The sequence below is a fragment of the Nocardioides rotundus genome (assembly GCF_019931675.1).
Taxonomy (GTDB): domain Bacteria; phylum Actinomycetota; class Actinomycetes; order Propionibacteriales; family Nocardioidaceae; genus Nocardioides; species Nocardioides rotundus.
This window is the reverse complement of the sequence record NZ_CP082922.1, coordinates 353,990-372,590: the sequence shown is the minus strand read 5'-3', so window position 1 is coordinate 372,590 and position 18,601 is coordinate 353,990. Positions and strand designations below refer to the sequence as shown.

The following is an 18,601-nucleotide window of genomic DNA, read 5'->3' as shown; positions in this document are numbered from 1 at the left end:
CCGGGAGACCACACAGATGACCATCACCCCCGAGCGCCGCACCCAGCTGCCGCTCTTCCCCACCCGCCACGGCAGCCGGAGCTACGCCACCTGCCACTACCGGTGTGGCAACGCCTGCGACAAGCCCGAGCCCAACGAGACCGGGCACCGGCACATCCAGGACGTGATCAGCTCGGCGCTGAAGCGCCGTACCCTCCTCGGGACCACCGCCGCGGGCGTCGGCGCGCTCGTCCTCGGCCAGGCCGGCCCCGCCGCAGCGAAGCCCAAGGGCCGCGGCCGCGGATCCGCCGGCGCGGCGACCGGCGACTGGACGCCGGTCGAGCCGAACGTGCGCGACGCCGTCACCGTCCCCGCCGGCTTCGAGCAGAGCGTGGTCATCTCGTGGGGTGACCCGGTGATCGCCGGCACCCCGGCCTTCGACCCGAACAACCAGACTCCGGAGAAGGCCGCCCGCCAGTTCGGCTACAACAACGACTACCTCGGCGTGATCTCGCTGGACCGCAACGACGCCCTCCTGGTGAACAACCACGAGTACACCAACGAGGAGCTGATGTTCCCCGAGGGCCGCTACGACGCGGAGACGATCAAGAAGATCGCCATCGAGTCCCACGGCATGTCCGTGGTCGCGATCCAGCGACTGGGCCACGGCGGCTGGAAGCAGCGCAACCCCTCCTCGGCCAACGGGCGCCGCTACAACCGCCGGTTCACCGGCAGCACCCCGTTCACCGTGACCGGCCCCGCCGCGGGGCACGACCGGATGAAGACCTCCGCCGACCCGACGGGGCGCCGGGTGCTCGGCACCCTCAACAACTGCTCCGGCGGCACCACGCCGTGGGGCACGGTGCTCTCCGGTGAGGAGAACTTCAACCAGTACTTCGACAGCACCGGTGCGCTCGACCCGCGGTACGCCGAGTCCTACGCCCGCTACGGCATCACCGGCGACTCCGACCGCGACTGGCACACCGTGGACCCGCGGTTCGACCTCGCCAAGGAGCCGCACGAGCCCTTCCGCTTCGGGTGGATCGTGGAGATCGACCCGATGGACAAGACCTCGACCCCGGTCAAGCACACCATGCTCGGCCGCTTCAAGCACGAGGGCGCGAACGTGATCATCGCCGACGACGGCCGCGTGGCGGCGTACATGGGCGACGACGAGCGCGGCGACTACCTCTACAAGTTCGTCTCCCGCGACCGCTACCGCGAGGGCGACCGCGCCTACAACAAGCGGCTCCTGGACGCCGGCACGCTCTACGTCGCCCGGCTCACCGACGAGACGCCGGACCCGGCTCCGGAGTACGACGGCGTCGGCGAATGGATCCCGCTGGCCTCGGACACGAAGTCGTTCGTGCCCGGGATGTCGGTCGCCGAGGTGCTCATCGACACCCGCCTGGCCGCCGACAAGGTCGCCCCGACCCGGATGGACCGGCCCGAGGACGTCGAGCCGAACCCGGTGAACCGGAAGATCTACGCCGCGCTGACCAACAACTCCCAGCGCGGGTCGAGGTTCCCGGTGGACGAGGCGAACCCGCTCGGGTCCTCCATGACGCGTGAGGAGCTGGGAGCCCCGCTCACCACGAGCAGCGGCAACCGCAACGGCTACGTCCTGGAGACCACCGAGGACGGCGGCGACCACACGGGCACCACGTTCACCTGGGTGCTCCTCCTGGTGTGCGGGGACCCGGAGGCGCCGGAGACCTACTTCGGCGGATACCCCAAGGACAAGGTCAGCCCGATCTCCTGCCCCGACAACGTCGCCTTCGACTCGGTCGGCAACCTGTGGATCGCCACCGACGGCAACGCCCTCGGCTCGCACGACGGCCTCTTCCGCTGCCCGGTCGAGGGCCCCGAGCGCGGCCACGTGCAGCAGTTCCTCACCGTGCCCGTGGGCGCGGAGTGCTGTGGCCCGCTGATCACCGACGAGGACCAGACGATCTGGGCCGCGCCGCAGCACCCGGGCGAGGGATCGACGTACGACGACCCGTCCAGCACCTGGCCGCACACCGACGCCTTCGACGTCCCGCGGCCCAGCGTCGTGGTGAGCTGGCGCAAGCGCTGAGGCGCCCCTGCGGCCCACGCCGCCGATCAGGGGTAGCCCAGCCACCTCCGGAACGCCGGTTCCGGTGGCTGGGCTACCTCCAGTCGAGCCAGACCCGAGGGCGCAGGCCAGTACGCCGGCCGGCAGCGGCGGCCTACGCGGTGCGGGTCGCGACCACGTCGGCGAAGGCCTCGAGCGCGGAGCGCACCGGGCCCTCGGGCAGCACCTCGAGGAGCTGCTTGGCCTCGTCGGTGCGGGCGATGACATAGGCCCGCGCCTCGGCCATCGCCGGGTGCGCGCGGAGCAGCTCGAGCGCCTCGGCGTGCAGGGCGTCGTCGGTCAGGTCGGCGTCCAGCAGCTCCAGCAGCCGGGCGTCGGCGGGATCCGTGGAGGCCCGCGCCATCAGCACCGGCAGGGTCGGCACGCCCTCGCGCAGGTCGGTGCCCGGGGTCTTGCCCGACTCGACCGACTCCGAGGCGATGTCCAGGATGTCGTCGGAGAGCTGGAAGGCCGAGCCCACGATCTCGCCGTACGACGTGAGTGCACCGACCACCTCCTCGGAGGCGCCGCTGAAGTGGGCGCCGTACCGCGCCGAGGTGGCGATCAGCGAGCCGGTCTTCCCGGCCACGACCTCGAGATAGTGCGCCAGCGGGTCTTCGCCCGGCTCGGGCTGCACGGTCTCCAGGATCTGCCCCTCCACCAGCCGGGTGAAGGTCTGCGCCTGGATCCGCACCGCCTCCGGGCCGAGGTCGGCGGTCACCTCCGAGGAGCGGCCGAACAGGAAGTCCCCGGTGAGGATCGCGACCAGGTTGTCCCACCGGGCGTTGGCGGTGTCGGCGCCCCGGCGCAGGTCGGCCTCGTCCATCACGTCGTCGTGGTAGAGCGAGGCCACGTGGGTCAGCTCGACCACGCAGGCGGCCTTGAGCACCTCCTCGTTGTCCGGGTCCTCGCCGACCTCCGCGGCCAGCAGCACCAGCAGCGGGCGGAAGCGTTTCCCGCCCGCGGCGAGCAGGTGCCGCGCGGCGTCGGAGACATAGCGGGTGCGTCCCTCGCAGTATCCCGCCAGCATCTCCTCGACGACCCCGAGCCGGCCGCGGAGACGGTCGGCGAGGGCCTCGTCGAGGACGGGCAGGGCGAGGGCTGCGGGCTGGGCGGCCGATCCGGTCACCGGAGGAAGTCACCCGCCTGGGCGGCCAGGTCCAGGACCGGGCCGGGGAGGACGCCGAGCACCAGGGTGATGGCGGCGGCGAACGCGATCGTGGTGGCCGTCAGCACCGAGGGGTAGGTGACGGAGGCGCCGTCCTCGGCCGGGTCGGCGAAGTACATCAGCCAGATGACCCGGACGTAGAAGAACGCCGCGACGATGCTGGACAGGATCGCCACGACCACCACCGGCCACGCGCCGGCCGACATCGCGACGGTGAAGACCGTCCACTTGCCGATGAAGCCGGAGGTCAGCGGGATGCCCGCCATCGCCAGCAGGAAGAAGGCGAACACGCCCGCCACGACCGGCGCCTGCCGGCCCAGGCCGGCCCAGCGGCTCAGCGAGGTGACCTCGCCGGCGGAGTCGCGCACCAGCCCGACGACCGCGAAGGCGCCGAGGGTGGCGAAGCCGTAGGTAGCGAGGTAGAAGAGCACCGCCTGCAGCGAGGTGATCTGCCCGTCGGCGAGCTGGCCGACGCTCTGCACGCCGAGCACGCCGGTGAGGATGAAGCCGGTGTGCGCCACCGAGGAGTAGGCGAGCATCCGCTTCACGTCGGTCTGCACGACCGCCAGGATCGCGCCGACCACCATCGAGAGGATCGCGACGATCCACAGCATCGGCGTCCAGGTCCAGCGGTCCGGGCCGAAGGCGACGTAGAACAGCCGCAGCATCGCACCGAACGCCGCGACCTTGGTCCCGGCTGACATGAACGCCGTGACCGGGGTCGGGGCGCCCTGGTAGACGTCGGGGGTCCAGGCCTGGAACGGTACGGCGCCCACCTTGAACAGCAGGCCGACCGAGAGCAGGCCCAGGCCGATGAGGAGCAGCGCCTGGTCGCCGGTGTCGTTGGTGACGGCGGCGTTGATGTCGGCGAAGTCCATGGAGCCGGCGTACCCGTAGACCAGCGCGGCGCCGTAGAGGAAGAAGCCGGAGGAGAACGCGCCGAGCAGGAAGTACTTCAGCGCGGCCTCCTGCGAGAGCAGGCGGCGCCGACGGGCGAGCCCGGACAGCAGGTAGAGCGGCAGCGAGAGCACCTCGAGCGCCACGAACAGCGACAGCAGGTCGTTGGCGGCGGGGAACATCAGCATGCCGAAGACCGCGAACATCAGCAGCGGGTAGACCTCGGTGTGCTCCAGCCCCCGGCTGGAGGCCTCGCTCTCGGCCTCGGTGCCGGGCAGCGCGGCCGCCTGGCCCGCGAAGGCGGAGAGTCCGCCGTCGAGGTGCCGCTCGGCGAAGAGCAGCACGCCGGCCAGCGAGAGCAGCAGGATCAGCCCCCACAGGAAGACGGCCGGCCCGTCGACGGCCAGGGTCTGCTCCATCGCGATCCAGCCGCGACCTGCGCCGCCGCCGACCTCGGGCATGTCGCGGGCCACCCACACCGTGGCGGCCAGCGCCCCGAGCAGGCCGAGGACGGCCAGCGTCGCCTGGGCGACGTAGCGCCCGCCCCGCGGGACGAAGGCCTCCACCAGCACTCCGAGGACGGCCGCGCCGAAGACGATCAGCAGCGGCGACAGCTCGGCATACTCGATGACCGGATTGACGAACTCCATCAGTGGTCGCCTCCCTGCGCCTCGGAGTCACCCGCGGGGACCACCGGACCGTCGTCGTTCACGCCGACCTGGGTCAGCGTCTGCTCCACCTGCGGGTTGATGACATCCAGCAGCGGAGCGGGGTAGAAGCCGAAGAGCACCAGCGCCAGCACCAGGGGCGCGACCGCGCTCACCTCGCGGCGGGAGAGGTCGCTCCACCGCGAGGTCACCGTGGCGGAGACCTCCGGACCGGTCATGATCCGCTGGTAGGCCCGCAGCACGTAGACCGCGGCCAGCACGATCGCGAGCACCGCGACGGCCCCGGCCCACCAGGCGTAGTCGAACGCCGAGACGATCACCAGGAACTCCGAGACGAAGGTCGAAAGCCCCGGCAGGCCGGCGGCCGCGAGCCCGGCGACCAGGAACAGCCCGGCGAGCACCGGGGCGACCTTCTCCACACCGTGCATCGCCGAGATCGAGGCGGTGCCGGTGCGGTGGATCAGGTAGCCCGCGACCAGGAACAGCATCGCGGTCCCGATCCCGTGGTTGACCATGTAGAGGATCGCGCCCGCGCCGCCCTGGCTGGTGAAGACGAAGATGCCGAGCACGATGAAGCCGAAGTGCGACAGCGAGGTCAGACCGATCAGCCGCAGCAGGTCGTCCTGGCCGATCGCCACCAGCGCGCCGTAGATGATCGAGACCAGCGCCAGGATCACCACAACCGGGGTCGCCCACACCGACGCCTCGGGGAACATCCCCAGGCAGAAGCGGAGCATGCCGAAGGTGCCGATCTTGTCCAGGATGCACACCAGCAGCACCGAGGTGCCCGGGGTGGCCTTCTCGGTGGTGTCGGCCAGCCAGGTGTGCACCGGGAACATCGGCGCCTTGATCGCGAACGGGATGAAGAACCCGAGGAACAGCCACTTCTGTGCCGTCGGGTCGATCTCCATCGCGGAGAGCTCCGCGAGGGAGTACGTCGGCGCGCCGGCCCGCGCGGAGACGACGTACAGGCCGATCACCGCACCGAGCATGATCAGCCCGCCGGCCAACTGGTAGACGAGGAACTTCACCGCGGCGCGGCCGCGGCCCTCGCGGCCGAAGCCGCCGATGAGGAAGTACGCCGGGATCAGCGTCGCCTCGAAGACGATGTAGAAGAGGAAGACATCGGTCGCCGTGAACACCGCCAGCGACAGGGCCTCCAGGGCCAGCGCCCAGGCGACGAAGCCGCGCGCCCGGGAGGGCACCAGGGCGCCGGAGTGCCCGTCGGCGGAGACCACGTCGCCGTCGGCGTCGCGCCAGGAGGCGACCAGCACGATCGGGACGAGGACCGCGGTGAGCAGGACCATCAGCAGGCCCAGCCCGTCGACGCCGAGGGCGTAGCTCACGCCGAGCGGCGCGATCCACGGGACCTCCTCGGTCAGCTGCATGCCGCCGCCGACCTCGAAGGGCAGCAGTACGCCCACCACCGCCCACACCAGGGTGAGCAGGGAGACGGCCAGGCCGACCGGCTTGGCCAGCGTCGCCGGCAGGAAGGCCACCACGATCGCCCCGAGGAGGGGGACCGCGATCAGCAGGGTGAGGGTGAGGTCGGTCATGCGAAGTTCACCGCCAGCAGCGCGAGGACGACGAGCAGGACGCCGCCGAGCAGGGACAGGGCGTAGGAGCGGACGTAGCCGGTCTGCGCACGGCGCAGCTGGGTGCCCAGGCCGCCGATGGTGCGGGCGGTGCCCTCGACCATGCCGTCGACCCCGCGGTCGTCGACCACGGCGAGCCCGCGGGCGGTCGCCATCGTGGGCCGGACCGCGACGTCGTCGTTGATCAGGTCGCCGTACAGGTCGTTGCGGGCGGCGCGGGTGAGCACCGAGACGTCCTGCGGAGCCTCGCGCGGCACGTCACGCCGGCCGACCAGCAGCCATGCGGTCGCCACGCCGGCGGCGACGACGAGCAGCGTGATCGCCATCAGCAGGTAGATGTTGAGCGGCGGGGCGTGGTGCTCGGGGGTGCCGGTCACCGGCTCGAGGTAGCTCTCGATCCAGCCGCCGAGGGTGAGCACGCCGCCCAGCACCGACAGCGCGGCCAGCACCATCAGCGGCACCGTCATCACCGACGGCGACTCGTGCGGGTGCACGTCGCGGGCCCACCGCTTCTCGCCGAAGAAGGTCATCAGCATCAGCCGGGTCATGTAGAACGCCGTGATGCCGGCGCCGACCAGGGCGAGCAGTCCGATCAGCCAGGACTGGGCGAACGCGGTCTCGATGATCTTGTCCTTGGACCAGAACCCGGAGAACGGCGGGATGCCGATGATCGCCAGGTAGCCCATCGCGAAGGTGATGAAGGTGATCGGCATCGCCTTCTGCAGGGCGCCGTAGTGGCGCATGTTCACGTCGTCGTCCATGCCGTGCATGACCGAGCCGGCCCCGAGGAACATGTTGGCCTTGAAGAAGCCGTGGGTGAGCAGGTGGAAGATCGCGAACGCGTAGCCCGCGACGCCCAGGCCCGCACCGAGCATCATGTAGCCGATCTGGCTCATCGTGGAGCCGGCCAGCGCCTTCTTGATGTCGTCCTTCGCGCACCCGAGAACGGCACCCCACAGCAGGCTGACCACGGCGACGACCACCACGGCGGTCTGCGCGGTGGGCGCGAGCTCGAAGATGAAGTTCGAGCGGACGACGAGGTAGACGCCCGCGGTGACCATGGTCGCGGCGTGGATCAGCGCCGAGACGGGGGTCGGGCCCTCCATCGCGTCCAGCAGCCACGCCTGCAGCGGGACCTGGGCGGACTTGCCGCAGGCGCCCAGGAGCAGCAGCAGGCCGATCGCGGTGAGCGCGCCCTCGCTGGCGCCCGCCGCGCCCGCCGACACCGCCGCGAACGAGGTGGCGCCGAAGGTGACGAACATCAGCGCGATCGCCAGCGACAGGCCGACGTCGCCGACCCGGTTCATCACGAAGGCCTTCTTGGCCGCCGCGGCCGCGGTGGGCTTGAACTGCCAGAAGCCGATCAGCAGGTACGACGCCAGGCCGACGCCCTCCCAGCCGAGGAACAGCCCGACGTAGTCCGAGGCGAGCACCAGCATCAGCATCGCCGCCACGAACAGGTTGAGGTAGGCGAAGAACCGGCGCCGCCGGTCGTCGTGCTCCATGTAGCCGATGGAGTAGACGTGGATCAGCGAGCCGACACCGGTGATGAGCAGGCAGAACAGGCTGGACAGTGGGTCGAACATCAGGTTCATCCCGACGCTCCAGTCGCCGGTGGTGAACCAGGTCCACAGGTGCTGGCCGATCTGCCGGTCCTCGGCGGGGCGGCCGAGCAGCTGCACGAACATGACCACGCTGATCACGAAGGAGCCGATCGGCATCGCGGTGCCCAGCAGGTGGCCCCACTTGTCGGTGGCCCTGCCTCCGAGCAGCAGGATCGTCGCGCCGAGCAGCGGGAGCGCGATCACCAGCCACATCAGGCTGAACGCGCCCTCGGCGGCCGCCGGGTCCACCACCGGGATGCTCCCGGCTCCCTCGGCGGCCAGGACAGGGCTGGCCAGAACAGTCATGGTCACGTGGGGCCTCTCAGTACTTCAGCAGGCTCGCGTCGTCGACCGAGGCCGAGCGTCGGGTCCGGAAGATGGTCATGATGATCGCCAGGCCGATCACGACCTCGGCGGCGGCGACCACCATCACGAAGAAGGCGGCGATCTGCCCGTCGAGGTTGCCGTGCTGGCGCGCGAAGGTCACCAGCGCCAGGTTGCAGGCGTTCAGCATCAGCTCGACGCACATGAACACCACGATGGCGTTGCGTCGGGTGAGCACCCCGACCGCGCCGATCGTGAACAGGATCGCGGAGAGCACGACGTACTCGGTCATCGGGCCTCCCCTCCCTCGGTGTCGGTGGCGCCGGTGTCGTCGACGTCCCTGCGGGAGGTGCCGAGCTGACGGCGCACCTCCTCGATGTCGTCGGCGTACGCCGGGGCGGAGCGCACCGTGCCGCGCGCGGCCAGCACCCGGTTGACCGAGGCCTGCGAGGCCGAGCCGTCGGGCAGCAGCGCCGGGGTGTCCACCGCGTTGTGCCGGGCGTAGACGCCCGGGGCGGGCAGCGGGCCCAGGTGCTTGCCGGTCTCGGCGTAGTCGCGCATCCGCTGCGCGGCCATCTCGGCCTGACCCACCCGCGGGGTGAGCCGCTCGCGGTGGGCGAGCACCATCGCGCCCATCGCGGCGGTGATGAGCAGCGCCGCGGTGACCTCGAAGATGAAGACGTACTTGCTGAACATGATGTCGGCCAGCGCCTCGACGCTGCCGCCGCGGTTGACCTCGGCCAGCCCCACCGCGGCGCCCAGGGTCACCTGGCTCACCGCGACGACGAGCACCGCGGCGAGCGCGAGCCCGAGCAGCGTCGACAGGACCCGCTGGCCCTTGATCGTCTCCACCGTGGAGTCCGAGGCGTCCACGCCGACCAGCATCAGCACGAACAGGAACAGCATCAGGATCGCGCCGGTGTAGACGATGATCTGCACCGCGAAGAGGAACGGCGCCTCCAGCGTGGCGTAGAGGACCGCGAGGCTGAGCATCACCACGGCCAGCAGCAGGGCCGCGTGCACGGCCTTGCGCACGAAGAGCAGGCCGAGCGCCGCGACCACCATCACCGGCGCCAGGATCCAGAACGCGCTCATTCGCCGGCCTCCGTGGGGGTGTGGGAGTAGGTACGGCGGTAGTAGTCGCCCTCGTCCTGGCCCAGCCGCATCGGGTGCGGCGGCTGCTCCATGCCGGGCAGCAGCGGCGCCAGCAGCTCGGACTTCTCATAGATGAGGTCCGCGCGATTGTTGTCGGCCAGCTCGTACTCGTTGGTCATGGTGAGCGCCCGCGTCGGGCACGCCTCGATGCACAGCCCGCACAGGATGCAGCGCAGGTAGTTGATCTGGTAGACGCGGCCGTAGCGCTCGCCGGGGCTGTAGCGCTCCTCGTCGGTGTTCGAGGCGCCCTCGACGTAGATCGCGTCGGCCGGGCAGGCCCACGCGCACAGCTCGCAGCCCACGCACTTCTCCAGGCCGTCGGGCCAGCGGTTGAGCTGGTGCCGACCGTGGAAGCGCGGGGCGGTGGGCAGCTTCTCGAACGGGTACTGCTCGGTCACCACCTTGGTGAACATCCGCCGGAAGGTGACCCCGAAGCCGGCGACCGGGTCCCAGAAGCGCGGCTTGGGGTTCATGTACTCGTCATAGGAATCGGCCATCACATCTCCTCGGCCGGACGGGTGCTGGAGCTGAAGGTCAGGGGGGCGGCCCGGCCCTGCACGGCGCCGCCCTGCGGCATCGGCGGAACGGGGAAGCCGCCGGCGAACGCGTCGGTCGCCGCGGTTTCCTTCTCTTCCTCCGCCTCCGCCTCGCTCTTGCGGCGGCCGGAGACCAGGTCGTAGAGGAACAGCCCGCCGATCAGGACCACGAACACCGCGGCCAGGCCGATCATCAAGGTGCCGGTGTCGACGCTCTCGTCGAGCCGCACCGCCCGGACGGTGGCGACCGCGACGATCCAGACCAGGGAGACCGGGATGAGGAACTTCCAGCCGAAGTCCATCAGCTGGTCGTATCGGGTCCGCGGCAGGGTGCCCATCAGCCAGGCGAAGATGAACACGAAGAGGTAGACCTTCGCGAAGAACCACAGCACCGGCCAGTAGCCCTGGTTGGCGCCCTCCCACAGGCTGATCGGCCACGGCGCGCGCCAGCCGCCGAGGAACAGGGTCACGATCAGGGCGGCGGCGGTGACCTTGTTGATGAACTCGGCCAGGAAGAACAGCGCGAACTTCAGGCTGGAGTACTCGGTCATGTAGCCGCCGACCAGCTCGCCCTCGGCCTCGGGGAGGTCGAAGGGGATGTTGTTGGTCTCGCCCACCACCGAGATGAAGAAGATCAGGAACGAGGGCAGCAGGGCGATGGCGAACCACAGGTCGCTCTGCGCCGCGACGATCTCCGAGGTCGACATCGACCCGGCGTAGAGGAACACCGCCACCAGCGAGAGCCCCATCGGGACCTCGTAGGAGATCATCTGGGCACTGGAGCGGATGCCGCCGAGCAGGGAGTACGTCGACCCCGAGGACCAGCCGCCGAGCACCAGGCCGTAGACGCTGATCGAGGCGATGGCGAGCACGAACAGCACGCCCACCGGCATGTCGGTCAGCTGCAGCGGCGTCTGGACGCCGAAGAAGTTCACCACCGGGCCGAACGGGATCACCGACCACGTCACGAACGCGGGGATCACCATCAGCACCGGCGCGAGGAAGAAGACGACCTTGTCGGCCGCCTTGACGTTGAGGTCCTCCTTCAGCGCCAGCTTCACGCCGTCGGCCAGCGTCTGCAGCAGGCCGGCCGGGCCGTTCACGTTCGGGCCGATCCGGTGCTGCATCCGGCCCATCACGCGCCGGAGGAACCAGATGTTGAACAGCGTGGCCAGCACCAGGATCACGAAGATCAGCAGCGCCTTGACCAGCACCACCCACCACGGGTCCTGCCCGAAGTCCGCCAGCCGCTCCCCGCCGTCGGCGGCGGCCAGCGGCAGCATCAGTCCGGTGATCGAGTCACCCATCCCGGTGATCGAGCCTGTCGAGATCACAGCTCCGCTCCCTTCACGGCGACCCGGCTCCCGGGCGAGGCCAGCCCGGCGAGCACGCCGGAGCCGAACGAGTTCTGCGGCACCCACACGACGCCGTCGGGCATCTCGGTGACCACGACGGGCAGCGTGGCCCGGCCGCGGTCGCCCTCGACCGTGACCCGCTCGGGCGAGCCCAGCGCGGCGTACGCCGACGGGCTGATGCGGGCGACCGGCAGGCGCTCGCTGGCGCGCAGCTCGGCCTGGCCGTCCTGCATCCGGCCCTGGTCGAGCATCTGCTTCCAGGTGACGAGGGCGAAGCCGCCCTCGTCGGCGACGGCCGCGGGCGCGGGCGTGCCCTCGAAGGCGGGGCGGGCGCCGTCCCAAGGACCGAGCTGGTCCATCTCGCGGCGCACCTCCTCCACGGTGCGGAAGCCCAGCGGGCGGCCCATCTCCTCGGCGACCCCGGAGAGCACCCGCAGGTCGGGCAGGCTCCCCGGCACGGTGAAGACCGCCTCGAAGGGCCGCGGACGACCCTCCCAGTTGACGAACGTGCCGGCCTTGTCGGTCACCGGGGCGACCGGGAACACCACGTCGGCGGCGCGGGTCACCTCGGTCTCGCGCAGGTCCAGGGCCACCACGAAGTCGGCCGCCTCGATCGCGGCGCGGGTGGCGGCCGGGTCGGCCGTGTCGTCGATCTCGACGCCGCCGATCACCAGGCCGTGCAGGGCGCCGGAGAGCAGCCCGTCGACGATGCCGTCGCCGTCGCGTCCGGGCGCCTCGGGGACCGACGGACGGCCCCAGGCCGTCGCGACGTCGACCCGTGCTGCGGCGTCGGTCGTGGGCCGGCCACCGGGAAGCAGGCCGGGCAGGCACCCCGCCTCGACCGCGCCGCGGTCGCCGGCACGGCGCGGCACCCAGGCTAGGCGCGCCCCGGTGGTGCGGGCCAGCCCGACCGCCGCGGCGAGGCCGCCGGGCACCAGCGCCAGACGCTCGCCGACGAGGATCACCCCGCCGCCGTCGAGCGCCAGCTCGCCGTCGTCCTTGAGGTCGTGGATCGCGGACGGCTCGTCGCCGGGCGCGGCCGGCACCAGCCGGCCGCCCATCTTGGTCAGGCCCTTGGTGGCGTACGGCGCGACCGCGACGATCCGGGTGCCCTTCTTGCGGAACGCCTTGCGCAGCCGCAGGAAGATCGCACCGGCCTCGTCCTCCGGCTCCAGCCCGAGGATCGCGACCGCGGACGCCCGCTCCAGGTCGTCGTAGGACACCGAGGTGTCCAGGGCGACGAGGGAGGCGAGGAACTCGGCCTCCTCCGTGGTGTGCGGGCGGGCGCGGAAGTCGATGTCGTTGGTGTCCAGCGCGACCCGGGCGAACTTCGCGTAGGCGTAGGCGTCCTCGGCGGTCAGCCGGCCTCCGGTGAGCACGCCGGTCGGGCCGGCCGCGGCCAGTCCGCGGGCCGCGACGGTGAACGCCTCGGGCCACGACGCAGGACGCAGCGAGCCGTCCTCGTCACGCACCTGGGGATAGCGCAGGCGGTCCTCGCCGCGGGCGTAGGTGAAGGCGAAGCGGTCCTTGTCGGTGATCCACTCCTCGTTGACCGCCGGGTCGTTGCCGGAGAGGCGGCGCATCACCTTGCCGCGCCGGTGGTCGACCCGGATCGCGGAGCCGCAGGCGTCGTGCTCGGCCACCGACGGCGTGGAGACCAGGTCGAAAGGCCGGGAGCGGAAGCGGTAGTCGGCGCTGGTCAGCGCGCCGACCGGGCAGATCTGGATGGTGTTGCCGGAGAAGTAGGACTCGAACGGCTCGCGCTCGTAGATGCCGACCTGCTGCAGCGCGCCACGCTCGAGCAGCGCGATGAACGGGTCGCCGGCGACCTGCTCGGAGAAGCGGGTGCAGCGGGCGCACAGCACGCACCGCTCCCGGTCCAGCAGCACGATCGGGGAGATGCTGATCGGCTTGGGGAAGGTGCGCTTGATGCCGCCGTCCTCGGCGAAGCGGGACTCGCCGCGGCCGTTGGACATCGCCTGGTTCTGCAGGGGGCACTCGCCGCCCTTGTCGCAGACGGGGCAGTCCAGCGGGTGGTTGATCAGCAGCTGCTCCATCACCCCCTCCTGCGCCTTCTTCGCGCCCTCGGAGGTGACCTGGGTGTTGACCTGCATCCCGTCGGCGACCGCGAGCGTGCAGGAGGCCTGCGGCTTCATCCGGCCCGGCGGGCCCTGCATCTGGCGCAGCGAGCCGTCGGGTCCGGGCATCGCGACCTCGACCAGGCACTGGCGGCAGGCGCCGACCGGCTCCAGGAGCGGGTGGTCGCAGAAGCGGGGGATCTGGATCCCGACCTGCTCGGCGGCCCGGATGACCAGCGTGCCCTTGGGCACGGTGACCGAGACGCCGTCGATGGTCAAGGTGACCTGGTCGTCGCGCTGCGGCGCCTGGTCGGCCTTCTTCTCCGGGGTGGTGGTCATGCGTGGGCTCCCGCAGTGGCGAAGAGAGTGGACGCGGACGGGTCGAAGGGGCAGCCGCCGTTCTGCAGGTGCGCGATGAACTCGTCGCGGAAGTACTGGATCGAGCTCATCACCGGCGACACCGCGCCGTCGGCGAGCGCGCAGAAGGAGCGGCCGAAGATGTTGTCGCACTGGTCGAGCAGCTGGTCCAGGGTGGCGTTGCCGTCCTCGGGGCTGATCTCGCCCCTCTCCAGCTTGGCCAGGACCTGCACCAGCCACCAGGTGCCCTCGCGGCACGGCGTGCACTTGCCGCAGGACTCGTGCTTGTAGAACTCGATCCAGCGCAGCGTCGCCCGGACCACGCAGGTGGTCTCGTCGAAGATCTGCAGGGCCCGGGTGCCGAGCATCGACCCGGCGGCCGCGACGCCCTCGAAGTCCAGCGGGATGTCGAGGTGCTCGGTGGTCAGGATCGGGGTCGAGGAGCCGCCGGGGGTCCAGAACTTCAGCTCGTGGCCCTCACGCATGCCGCCGGCGAGGTCGATCAGCTCGCGCAGCGTGATGCCGAGCGGCGCCTCGAACTGGCCGGGGTTGGCGACGTGGCCGGACAGGCTGAAGATGCCGTGGCCCTTGGACTTCTCGGTGCCCATCGAGGAGAACCAGCCGGCGCCGTTCGTGACGATCCCCGGCACGCTGGCGATGGACTCCACGTTGTTGATCACCGTGGGGCTGGCGTAGAGGCCGGCCACGGCGGGGAACGGCGGACGCAGTCGCGGCTGGCCGCGGCGGCCCTCCAGGCCCTCCAGCAGCGCGGTCTCCTCGCCGCAGATGTAGGCACCGGCACCGGCGTGCACGATCACGTCGAGGTCGAAGCCCGAGCCGTGGATGTCCTTGCCGAGGTGGCCGGCGGCGTAGGCCTCCGCGACCGCCTGGCGGACCCGGCGGATCACGTGCAGCACCTCGCCGCGGATGTAGATGAAGGCGTGGTTGGCCTTGATGGCGTACGAGCTGGCGATGACGCCCTCCACCAGCACGTGCGGGTTGGCCATCATCAGCGGGATGTCCTTGCAGGTGCCCGGCTCGGACTCGTCGGCGTTGACCACGAGGTAGCGCGGCTTGGGGTTCTTCTCGTCCATCGGCGGCAGGAAGCCCCACTTCATGCCGGTGGGGAAGCCCGCGCCGCCGCGGCCGCGGAGCCCGGAGTCCTTGACCATGGTGACCAGGTCGTCGGGCGCCATCGCGAACGCCGCGTCGAGCGAGCGGTAGCCGCCGCGCTCCTCGTAGGCCGCGATGGTCCAGCTGCGCTCGGTGCCCCAGTTGTCGGTGAGGACGGGGGTCAGGGTGTCGGTCACTTGGCATCACCCGGCTTGGTCGTGGGGTTGTCCTCGTGCACGGTCTCGGCCTCGGAGGCCGCCACCTGCGACTCGTCGGTCGTGCGCCTTGCCTCGGCGCTCCCCGGCGCCGTGCTCGCCTCGGCCTCGCGGCCGTCCGCGGCGCCGTCTCGCTCGTCTCCGTCGTACGCCGACCAGCCGTGCTCGCGGGCGATCTCCAGCCCCAGGAGGGAGGCCGGTCCGGCCGACGGGCCCTCGTTCGCCAGCCCGTCGTCGTAGCCGGCCAGCACCCGCGAGGCCTGCTTCCAGGTGCAGATCCGCGGCCCGCGCGTGGAGCGCACCTCGCGGCCCGCGCGCAGGTCGTCGACGACCTGGCGGGCACTCGTGGGCGTCTGGTTGTCCATGAACTCCCAGTTGACCATCATCACCGGGGCGTAGTCGCACGCGGCGTTGCACTCCAGGTGCTCCAGCGTGATCTTCCCGTCCTCGGTGGTCTCGTCGTTGCCGATCCCGAGGTGGTCCTGCAGCGAGGCGAAGATCTCGTCGCCGCCCATGACCGCGCAGAGCGTGTTCGTGCAGACGCCGACGTGGTAGTCGCCGACCGGCTTGCGCTTGTACATCGTGTAGAAGGTCGCGACGCCGCTGACCTCGGCCGCGGACAGGTCGAGCAGCCGGGCGCAGGCCTCGATCCCCTCTGGGGTGATCCGGCCCTCGACGGACTGCACGAGGTGCAGCATCGGCAGCAGACCCGAGCGCTTCTCGGGATAGCGGGCGGCGATCTCGCGCAGCTCGGCCATCGTCTGCTCGTCCATCGGGGCCTCGTTCTCGGTGAACGGCTCGGTCATCGGTCCACGCCCCCCATCACCGGGTCGATCGAGGCGATCGCCACGATCACGTCGGCGACCATTCCGCCCTCGCTCATCACGCTGGTCGACTGCAGGTTGGTGAAGGACGGGTCGCGGAAGTGCGCCCGGAAGGGGCGGGTGCCGCCGTCGGAGACGACGTGCGCCGCGAGCTCGCCGCGCGGCGACTCCACCGCGGCGTAGGCCTGGCCCGGCGGGACCCGGAAGCCCTCGGTCACCAGCTTGAAGTGGTGGATCAGCGCCTCCATGGACTCGCCCATGATGTGCTTGATGTGGTCCAGGCTGTTGCCCATGCCGTCGGAGCCGACCGCGAGCTGGCTGGGCCAGGCGATCTTCTTGTCGGCGACCATCACCGGCGCGCCCTCCAGGCCGCCCAGTCGGTCCGCGCACTGCTCGACGATCCGCAGCGACTCCCACAGCTCGGCGAGGCGGACCCGGAAGCGACCGTAGGAGTCGCTGGTGTCCCAGGTGACCACGTCGAACTCGTAGTCCTCATAGCCGCAGTAGGGCTGGGTCTTGCGCATGTCCCAGGGGTAGCCCGTTGCGCGCAGCACCGGCCCGGAGGCGCCGAGCGCCAGGCAGCCGGCGAGGTCGAGGTGGCCCACGCCCTCCAGCCGGCCCTTGAAGACCGGGTTGGCGTTGCACAGCTTGGCGAACTCGGGGAACCGCTTCTTCATCAGCTTCACGAAGTCGCGGATCTCATCCAGCGCGCCCGGGGGCAGGTCCTGGGCGACGCCGCCAGGCCGGATGAACGCGTGGTTCATCCGCAGGCCGGTGATCAGCTCGAAGAGGTTCAGCACGCCCTCGCGGTCGCGGAACCCGTTGGTCATGATCGTGGTGGCGCCCAACTCCATGCCGCCGGTGGCGATGGCGACCAGGTGGGAGGAGATGCGGTTGAGCTCCATGAGCAGCACCCGCATGACCTGGGCCTTCTCCGGGACGTCGTCCTCGATGTCCAGGAGCCGCTCGACGCCCAGCACGTAGGCGGTCTCGTTGAACAGCGGCGCGAGGTAGTCCATCCGGGTGCAGAAGGTCACGCCCTGGGTCCAGGTGCGGAACTCCATGTTCTTCTCGATGCCGGTGTGCAGGTAGCCGATGCCGCAGCGGGCCTCGGTGACCGTCTCGCCCTCCAGCTCGAGGATCAGCCGCAGCACGCCGTGGGTGGAGGGGTGCTGCGGGCCCATGTTGACGACCACCCGCTCCTCGGCGGCGTCGCCGAGGGACTCGCTGATCGCGTCCCAGTCCTGGCCGGTGACGGTGAAGACCCGGCCCTCGCTGGTCTCGTTGGGGTCGGCGTACAGGTCCTGCTGCTCGCCGGGTGCGTTCGTGGACGTCATCAGCTGTACGACCTCCGCTCGTCGGGCGGCGCGATGGTGCCACCCTTGTACTCGACGGGGATGCCGCCGAGGGGGTAGTCCTTGCGCTGCGGGTGGCCGGGCCAGTCGTCCGGCATCAGGATCCGGGTCAGCGCCGGGTGGCCGTCGAAGACGATGCCGAACATGTCCCAGGTCTCGCGCTCGTGCCAGTCGGCGGTGGGGTAGATGCTCACCACCGAGGGGATGTGCGGGTCGGCGTCGGGGCAGGCGACCTCGACCCGGATCCGGCGGTTGTGGGTCATCGAGAGCAGGTGGTAGACCGCGTGCAGCTCCCGGCCCGCGTCGTCGGGGTAGTTCACGCCGCTGACGCCGGAGAGGAACTCGAAGCGCAGCCGCTCGTCGTCGCGCAGCATCTGGGCGACGAAGGGCAGGTCCTGGCGCCGGATGTGGAAGGTGATCTCGCCGCGGTGGATCACCACCCGCTCGATCGCAGCGTCCAGGTCGGTCGCGCTCAGCCGCGCCTGCAGGGCGTCGGCGACCTCGTCGAACCAGCCGCCGAAGGGGCGCTCGGCGGCGCCGGGATAGACGATGGGGGCGACCAGGCCGCCGTACCCGCTGGTGTCTCCGGAGCCCTTGGCGCCGAACATGCCGCGGCGCACGCCGACCGCGCGCTCCTCGTGGCTGCCGCCGGGCAGCACGTCCTTGGACGGGTCCTGGTGCTCGCCGCCGGCAGTACGGCGATCCCGCTCGGGCTTGTCCTCACTCACCGCATGAGCCCCTTCAGCTCCGAGGTCGGCAGGGCGCGGAGCGCGTCGCTCTCCTGCTGCTCGATCTCCGCGACCCGGTGCGCGCCGAGCTTGGTGTGCTGGATCTCGTCGTGCAGCTTGAGGATCGCGTCCATCAGCATCTCCGGCCGCGGCGGGCAGCCGGGGAGGTACATGTCGACGGGCACGACGTGGTCGACGCCCTGGACGATCGCGTAGTTGTTGAACATGCCGCCGGAGCTGGCGCACACGCCCATGGCGAGCACCCACTTGGGCTCGGCCATCTGGTCGTAGATCTGCCGCAGCACCGGAGCCATCTTGTTGCTGACCCGGCCGGCGACGATCATCAGGTCGGCCTGCCGCGGGCTGGCGCGGAAGACCTCCATGCCGAAGCGGGCGAGGTCGAAGCGGGGGCCGCCGACGGCCATCATCTCGATGGCGCAGCAGGCCAGGCCGAAGGTCGCCGGCCACAGGGACGCCTTGCGCATGTAGCCCGCCACCCCCTCGACGGTGGTGAGCAGGACTCCGCTGGGGAGCTTCTCCTCCAGACCCATCCGA

At 70.9% G+C, this 18,601-nt stretch carries 15 protein-coding genes; 1 reads left to right on the top strand and 14 read right to left on the bottom strand.

The genetic code is table 11. The features are described 5' to 3' along the window. Positions 1 to 16 precede the first annotated feature (16 nt). Positions 17 to 2,056, top strand: coding sequence for a PhoX family protein (locus K8W59_RS01770; protein WP_223397062.1), 2,040 nt, complete (start codon positions 17 to 19; stop codon positions 2,054 to 2,056). Positions 2,057 to 2,189: 133 nt separating this feature from the next. On the opposite strand, the gene K8W59_RS01765 is transcribed toward K8W59_RS01770, so the two are convergent. The 14 genes from K8W59_RS01765 to K8W59_RS01700 are packed head-to-tail and all read right to left on the bottom strand — an operon-like array spanning position 2,190 to position 18,597. Further along, the gene (locus tag K8W59_RS01765; RefSeq protein ID WP_223397061.1) at positions 2,190 to 3,203 is read right to left on the bottom strand and encodes a polyprenyl synthetase family protein; all 1,014 of its coding nucleotides are present in this window, start codon (positions 3,201 to 3,203) and stop codon (positions 2,190 to 2,192) included. Continuing rightward, positions 3,200 to 4,789, bottom strand: a complete 1,590-nt coding sequence (nuoN, locus tag K8W59_RS01760) for an NADH-quinone oxidoreductase subunit NuoN (RefSeq protein ID WP_223397060.1) — start codon at positions 4,787 to 4,789, stop codon at positions 3,200 to 3,202. Before nuoN ends, K8W59_RS01765 begins: the two co-directional genes overlap by 4 nt. Next, complete coding sequence (locus K8W59_RS01755) at positions 4,789 to 6,363, bottom strand: NADH-quinone oxidoreductase subunit M (protein WP_223397059.1); 1,575 nt, start codon at positions 6,361 to 6,363, stop codon at positions 4,789 to 4,791. Before K8W59_RS01755 ends, nuoN begins: the two co-directional genes overlap by 1 nt. Next, positions 6,360 to 8,312 (bottom strand): NADH-quinone oxidoreductase subunit L, encoded by a 1,953-nt coding sequence (gene nuoL, locus K8W59_RS01750; RefSeq protein ID WP_397196057.1) that lies wholly within the window; start codon positions 8,310 to 8,312, stop codon positions 6,360 to 6,362. The genes K8W59_RS01755 and nuoL overlap by 4 nt, the downstream gene beginning before the upstream one ends. 16 nt (positions 8,313 to 8,328) lie before the next feature. After that, positions 8,329 to 8,622, bottom strand: a complete 294-nt coding sequence (gene nuoK, locus K8W59_RS01745; RefSeq protein WP_223397058.1) for an NADH-quinone oxidoreductase subunit NuoK — start codon at positions 8,620 to 8,622, stop codon at positions 8,329 to 8,331. Beyond that, positions 8,619 to 9,425, bottom strand: a complete 807-nt coding sequence (locus tag K8W59_RS01740; RefSeq protein ID WP_223397057.1) for an NADH-quinone oxidoreductase subunit J — start codon at positions 9,423 to 9,425, stop codon at positions 8,619 to 8,621. The genes nuoK and K8W59_RS01740 overlap by 4 nt, the downstream gene beginning before the upstream one ends. Beyond that, on the bottom strand, positions 9,422 to 9,982 hold the full coding sequence (nuoI, locus tag K8W59_RS01735) for an NADH-quinone oxidoreductase subunit NuoI (RefSeq protein ID WP_223397056.1): 561 nt from the start codon (positions 9,980 to 9,982) through the stop codon (positions 9,422 to 9,424). The genes K8W59_RS01740 and nuoI overlap by 4 nt, the downstream gene beginning before the upstream one ends. Continuing rightward, positions 9,982 to 11,355: an NADH-quinone oxidoreductase subunit NuoH gene (nuoH, locus tag K8W59_RS01730; protein WP_449866980.1), complete on the bottom strand. Its 1,374-nt coding sequence runs from the start codon at positions 11,353 to 11,355 to the stop codon at positions 9,982 to 9,984. The genes nuoI and nuoH overlap by 1 nt, the downstream gene beginning before the upstream one ends. Then, positions 11,352 to 13,793: an NADH-quinone oxidoreductase subunit G gene (locus tag K8W59_RS01725; protein WP_223397055.1), complete on the bottom strand. Its 2,442-nt coding sequence runs from the start codon at positions 13,791 to 13,793 to the stop codon at positions 11,352 to 11,354. The genes nuoH and K8W59_RS01725 overlap by 4 nt, the downstream gene beginning before the upstream one ends. Continuing rightward, positions 13,790 to 15,121, bottom strand: coding sequence for an NADH-quinone oxidoreductase subunit NuoF (gene nuoF / locus K8W59_RS01720; protein ID WP_223397054.1), 1,332 nt, complete (start codon positions 15,119 to 15,121; stop codon positions 13,790 to 13,792). Before nuoF ends, K8W59_RS01725 begins: the two co-directional genes overlap by 4 nt. Further along, positions 15,118 to 15,945 carry an NADH-quinone oxidoreductase subunit NuoE gene (gene nuoE, locus K8W59_RS01715; RefSeq protein WP_223397053.1) on the bottom strand — a complete coding sequence of 276 codons (828 nt, stop codon included), beginning with the start codon at positions 15,943 to 15,945 and terminating at the stop codon, positions 15,118 to 15,120. The genes nuoF and nuoE overlap by 4 nt, the downstream gene beginning before the upstream one ends. Further along, positions 15,942 to 17,300, bottom strand: coding sequence for an NADH-quinone oxidoreductase subunit D (locus K8W59_RS01710; RefSeq protein ID WP_223397052.1), 1,359 nt, complete (start codon positions 17,298 to 17,300; stop codon positions 15,942 to 15,944). Before K8W59_RS01710 ends, nuoE begins: the two co-directional genes overlap by 4 nt. Then, positions 17,300 to 18,046, bottom strand: coding sequence for an NADH-quinone oxidoreductase subunit C (locus K8W59_RS01705; RefSeq protein WP_223397051.1), 747 nt, complete (start codon positions 18,044 to 18,046; stop codon positions 17,300 to 17,302). Before K8W59_RS01705 ends, K8W59_RS01710 begins: the two co-directional genes overlap by 1 nt. Next, a complete protein-coding gene (locus K8W59_RS01700) occupies positions 18,043 to 18,597 on the bottom strand; it encodes a NuoB/complex I 20 kDa subunit family protein (RefSeq protein WP_223397050.1) in 555 nt (184 codons plus the stop codon). The genes K8W59_RS01705 and K8W59_RS01700 overlap by 4 nt, the downstream gene beginning before the upstream one ends. Positions 18,598 to 18,601 lie beyond the last annotated feature (4 nt).